This is a genomic window from Verrucomicrobiota bacterium, assembly GCA_016871535.1.
GTDB lineage: Bacteria > Verrucomicrobiota > Verrucomicrobiia > Limisphaerales > SIBE01 > VHCZ01.
In genome coordinates this window covers 1-5,123 of record VHCZ01000357.1, presented here as the reverse complement: position 1 = coordinate 5,123, position 5,123 = coordinate 1, and the positions used below count along the sequence as shown (strand labels likewise).

The window sequence follows — 5,123 nt, the reverse complement described above, 5'->3', positions numbered from 1 at the left end:
TACTGCTTGGTCCGCGGGATGGACGACAAAGCTCGTAGCGCAGAGTTGCACTCTGCCGTATCGCAGAATTGTATTCTGCGGGGCGTCTCCCAGTCCGAGCCCGCTGGGACTTGCCGGCGCCCTGCCGATTGGAAATCGGCGATACAGCAGATTGAAAATCTGCGCTACGATTCTCCGGTCGATCTGTCGTCAATCCCACGGTCTGCACAATATGTTGAGTTGCCCCGCCCAAGTCATCCCCTTGCTCCTGTTGCTCGGCGCAAGTTCGCAGCGCGCGCTGGCCGCTTCGCCATTGGAAGCCGCGGTGCTGCGTGCCGTGCGCGAAGCGCGCTTCGACCGCGTGCTCGACTTCGGGCCGGCCAATGAGGATGCAGCCAAGCCGGCTTTGCCGAAAACCATCGCCATGTGCCCGACGTGGATGTCGCGGTCATTCAACTGAATCGCGAAGGCCAGGTGATGGCGTCCGCCAATGTGCTGCTGTCCCGCGACTATCCCGAGGGATTGATTGTCCCGGCCAGTTTGAACCAGGGCGCGGCCGCCGTCCGGTTTCGTCGTTGGGACATCGCGCGCTGGAACGGCGGCGTGTTCAAGCCGGACGAGTCCCTGCCGGTGACCGCGAAAGGCTGGACCAACGATCCGCCGTTGACCGAGGACGTCGATGTTGTTCCCGGGCGAAGTCTTTGCAGATCGGGCGAAGGGGCCTTATGCGGATCCCGTCAGTCCGATCAGCTACACCCAGCGCATTCCCGCGCTGGCCAGGGCCATCGACGACGCGATCCGTGAGACGCGCTGAACGGAATTCGGTGCAGACATCGGAAGCTATCGGCTGGCGCAGAAAGCTGGCATGCTGCGCGCGTGTCTGGTTCTGGCGATGAACGGAGCGTTCGGCCTGTTCGAAGCCACGCGTGGCTGGTGCATGGCCCGCGCCTGCGACGCGAAGACCCGCTGGTGATCCGCCCCGCACCAGCGGCAGAACCGCGCTTGAAAAACGCCTCTGGGACAGCGCCGACCAGTTCCGCGCCAACTCCGGCCAAGTCAAATGCCAGATTGCGAAGTGCGGATTCGGAATCGCCGGCAGTTCGTCATTCGAAATTCGTCATTCGTCAGTCGCGAATGCCCCGTCCTGCATCATCCGCCTCCTCACCGAAGTCAATCTCGCCATGCCGGACCACGGCACTGAGCGTTTCAACTGACCCATGCCTGAAACCCCTGAACAAAAGGCCCGCCAGCAGATCGACGCGCAGCTACTCGCGTCAGGCTGGGTCGTTCAGGATTACAAGCAGTTCAATCCCTCCGCCGGGCGCGGCTTGGCCCTCCGCGAAGCTCCGCTTAAATCCGGCACCTGCGACTACCTGCTGCTCGTGGACCGCAAAGCCCTGGGTGTCATCGAGGCCAAGAAGCAGGGAACGCTGCTGGCGGGTGTTGCCGAGCAATCCGGACACTACGCCGAGAATCTCCCCGACTTCATCCAGTCCACCGCGCTCCAAATCCTTTACAGCCGCCCCTACAAGCAGCGGCTGACGGAAGCGATGTTGAAGGAACTCGAAGCCAAGTTGAAACAGCCCTTCGGCAGCGACCCCGTGAACGCGCTCTGGCACGCGCATGAAATCTCCCTCGCCCCCACCGGGGGAGAGGGCCGGGGTGAGGGGGCATCCGTGTCATCCGTGAAATCCGGTGTTAAGAAGAATCCCGCCTGCCGCTTTGCCGACCTCGTCGCGCTCGTCCGCTTTGCGCTGGAACAACAGCCCGTGCTCGAACCCTTCGCCGAATCCGTCACCACGCGTTTCAACGAATGGCTCATGGACAAGGCCAAAGCTGGCGTGAAATTTGACGGCGACCAACTCGCCTGGCTCAACCTCATCCGCGACCACATCGCCACCAGCCTGAGCATCGAGCCGGACGATTTCGATTACGCCCCGTTCAGCCAGCGCGGCGGACTCGGCAAAGCGCATCAACTTTTCGGCGAGGAACTGCCCAAGCTGCTCGATGAACTCAACGAGGCGCTTGCGGCATGAACCCACATTTTCTCCATCTCGACAAAACCGATTCCCGGTCTATCATGCCCGCCAGCATACCCGCCAAGCCTCTGGTGCAAGCCACGCGCAAATGTGGCGGGTTTTTCATTCCCGTTAATTTCGTGACGCCATGACCAAACCCATCGCCAAGAAGAAATCCGCCGCGCCTGCCCCGGCCAATTACCCCGGCCTGGTCGGTGGCATTGGCGAATTGCTCGATGCCGCCCGCCGCGCCAGTGTGCGCACGGTCAATGCCTTCATGACCGCGACCTATTGGGAAATCGACCGGCGCATCGTGGAGTTTGAGCAGGGCGGTGAAAAGCGGGCGGAGTATGGCGACGCGTTGCTGGAACGGCTCTCCCAGGATTTGACCGCCAAATTTGGCCGTGGATTCGCGCGCCCGAACTTGATTCGCTTTCGGCAGTTTTACCAGACGTTCCCGACGCCACGAATTCGTGCGACAGCGTCGAACGAATTTTCCGCTCCCCACCAAATATGTTCGACAGTGTCGAACGAATTGCCCACGGCCTCAATTTCCGAGACACCGTCTAGGAAATTGCAGACACCGTCTGCACCATTCAATCTCACCGACCTCGCCCGCGCCTTTCCGATCCCGTGGTCGCACTACGTCCTGCTCATCAGCCGCAGCCGGTCGCCCGAGGCCTTTGCGTTTTACCACACCGAAGCCCTGCGCGGCGGCTGGTCCGTGCGCCAGTTCCAGCGCCAGATGGACAGCCAGTTCTACGAACGCACCGCCCTCTCGCGCAACAAGGCCGCCATGCTCGCCAAAGCGCGAAACCCCAGCCCGGCGACGCCGTCAGTGCCGACGACGAAATCCGCCATCCGCTCGTCCTCGAATTCCTCAACCTGCGCGACGAATATTCCGAGACCGACCTCGAAGCCGGCCTCATCCAGCACCTCGAAGCCTTCCTGCTCGAACTCGGCAACGACTTCGCCTTCATCGGCCGCCAGCGCCGGCTGCGCATCGACGACGACTGGTATCGCGTGGACCTGCTCTTCTTCCACCGCCGCCTGCGCTGCCTCGTCATCTTTGATCTGAAACTCGGCCGGTTCACCCACGCCGACGCGGGCCAAATGCATCTGTATCTCAATTACGCCCGCGAACACTGGTCGCAGCCCGGCGAAAATCCGCACGTGGGCGTCATCCTCTGCTCCGGAAAAAGCGAAGCCCTCGTGCGCTACGCCACCGACGCACTGCCCAACAAAATGCTCGTGCGCGAATACCTCACCGCGCTGCCGGATGAAAAGACGCTCTCCACCGAACTGGAAAGGACGCGCAAGCAACTGGAGGCCCGGAAATGAACGGCAACCGACAGGATGTAGGCCGCGTGCCCTCACGCGGCGAATCCTCGTGGCAACCGAACGCCGCGTCAGGGGACGCGGCCTACAACAAACCGCATGCCGATGTAGGCCGTGTGCCCTCACACGGCGCAGCCCCAACGGGGCGAAAGAAATTAGCCCAGGGCAAGTCGCGCAGCGACGCCGCCCTGGGTAACCCGCCCCCAAACACATCGAGCCCTGAAGGGGCGAAAGAACACAGCCTTGGAAAGCTCGTGCGGCCACGTCGCGAAAAAGCGATTCCGGCAGAGCACCCCGAGTTGTCTTACATCGGACTTGAGCACATCGAGGCGCACACGACCAAATTGCTCGGTTCAGTTCCGGCGGCGGAAATGAAGAGCACGGCAAATCGTTTTCGCACTGGCGACGTTCTTTATTCCCGGCTTCGCCCTTACCTAAACAAAGTGTGGCGTGCGGACCGTGACGGCTTGTGTTCGTCTGAATTCATCGTGCTGCCCGGCAACGAATCGGTTGACGCGGGTTTTTTCCGTTATCGGCTGAATGCGGCAGATTTCGTTTCGTTCGCCAACAGCCTGAACGCCGGCGACAGACCGCGCGTGGACTTCGATCAGATTTCTTCCTTCTGCCTTCCTCCTTTTTCCTTGGCCGAGCAGCGGCGGATTGTGGCGGAGATTGAGAAGCAATTCACGCGGCTGGAGGCGGGGGTGGCGGCGTTGCGGCGGATGCAGGCCAACCTCAAACGCTACCGCGCCGCCGTCCTCAAATCCGCCTGCGAAGGCCAACTCGTCCCCACCGAAGCCGAACTGAGTAGAACCGCGGATTACGCGGATAGCGCGGATGGGAAAAAGAAATTATCCGCGTCATCCGCGGTTAAATCTGTATGCTCCACGAAGAAATCACGAAAGACATCATCGGCGCGGCGATGGCGGTGCTGAAAGAACTCAAGCCGGGTTTGGATGAGAAACTCTACGAAAATGCGCTTGTGATTGAGTTGGTGGCCCGTGGTCACACCGTCGAACAGCAGCGGGAGTATCCGGTCCACTATCGCGGCCACTTTATCGGCAAGTTGATCCCCGACCACATCGTGGACGCAAAGGTCATTGCCGATCCCAAGGTGGTCACGGCATTCAATGACACGCACGTTGCCCAGATGCTCGGATACCTGAACATCTCCGGCCTTCAAGTGGCACTGCTTTTGAACTTCAAGGAGGCCAAGTTGGATTGGAAGCGCGTGGTGAATGAACGGAGAAGGGAGACTGGGGATAACGCCGCGCTTGAAAAACGACTCTGGGACAGCGCCGACTAGAACCGCGGATTACGCGGATAGCGCGGATGGGAAAATGAAATTATCCGCGTCATCCGCGTCATCCGCGGTTAAATCTGTATGCTCCACGAAGAAATCACGAAAGACATCATCGGTGCAGCGATGGCGGTGCTGAAAGAACTCAAGCCGGGTTTGGATGAGAAACTCTACGAAAATGCGCTTGTGATTGAGTTGGTGGCCCGTGGTCACACCGTCGAACAGCAGCGGGAGTATCCGGTCCACTATCGCGGCCACTTTATCGGCAAGTTGATCCCCGACCACATCGTGGACGCAAAGGTCATTGCCGATCCCAAGGTGGTCACGGCATTCAATGACACGCACGTTGCCCAGATGCTCGGATACCTGAACATCTCCGGCCTTCAAGTGGCACTGCTTTTGAACTTCAAGGAGGCCAAGTTGGATTGGAAGCGCGTGGTGAATGAACGGAGAAGGGAGACTGGGGATAACGCCGCGCTTGAAAAACG

Annotated in this window: 6 protein-coding genes and 1 pseudogene; all 7 read left to right on the top strand. The window is 60.3% G+C overall.

Going from position 1 to position 5,123, the window contains the following annotated elements; genetic code table 11:
- Positions 1-211 precede the first annotated feature (211 nt).
- Positions 212-439 carry a hypothetical protein gene (locus tag FJ398_25930; protein ID MBM3841327.1) on the top strand — a complete coding sequence of 76 codons (228 nt, stop codon included), beginning with the start codon at positions 212-214 and terminating at the stop codon, positions 437-439.
- Entirely contained in the window at positions 406-783 is a 378-nt protein-coding gene (locus FJ398_25925; GenBank protein ID MBM3841326.1) for a hypothetical protein, read from the top strand. Before FJ398_25930 ends, FJ398_25925 begins: the two co-directional genes overlap by 34 nt.
- Positions 784-1,196: 413 nt before the next feature.
- The gene (locus FJ398_25920; GenBank protein MBM3841325.1) at positions 1,197-2,015 is read left to right on the top strand and encodes a hypothetical protein; all 819 of its coding nucleotides are present in this window, start codon (positions 1,197-1,199) and stop codon (positions 2,013-2,015) included.
- A 130-nt stretch (positions 2,016-2,145) separates the two neighbouring features.
- Positions 2,146-3,338, top strand: a pseudogene (locus FJ398_25915) (DUF1016 domain-containing protein).
- On the top strand, positions 3,335-4,270 hold the full coding sequence (locus FJ398_25910) for a hypothetical protein (GenBank protein MBM3841324.1): 936 nt from the start codon (positions 3,335-3,337) through the stop codon (positions 4,268-4,270). The pseudogene FJ398_25915 and the gene FJ398_25910 overlap by 4 nt, the downstream one beginning before the upstream one ends.
- Positions 4,216-4,641: a GxxExxY protein gene (locus FJ398_25905; protein ID MBM3841323.1), complete on the top strand. Its 426-nt coding sequence runs from the start codon at positions 4,216-4,218 to the stop codon at positions 4,639-4,641. The genes FJ398_25910 and FJ398_25905 overlap by 55 nt, the downstream gene beginning before the upstream one ends.
- A gap of 78 nt (positions 4,642-4,719) precedes the next feature.
- Positions 4,720-5,123, top strand: a 404-nt coding sequence (locus FJ398_25900) for a GxxExxY protein (GenBank protein ID MBM3841322.1), incomplete at its 3' end; no start/stop codon positions are given.

Bases quoted from the DNA above. Each gene is read 5' to 3' on its own strand.
- FJ398_25910 (MBM3841324.1), top strand. From the start codon at position 3,335: ATGAACGGCAACCGACAGGATGTAGGCCGCGTGCCCTCACGCGGCGAA.
- FJ398_25930 (MBM3841327.1), top strand. From the start codon at position 212: ATGTTGAGTTGCCCCGCCCAAGTCATCCCCTTGCTCCTGTTGCTCGGC.
- FJ398_25905 (MBM3841323.1), top strand. From the start codon at position 4,216: ATGCTCCACGAAGAAATCACGAAAGACATCATCGGCGCGGCGATGGCG.
- FJ398_25920 (MBM3841325.1), top strand. From the start codon at position 1,197: ATGCCTGAAACCCCTGAACAAAAGGCCCGCCAGCAGATCGACGCGCAG.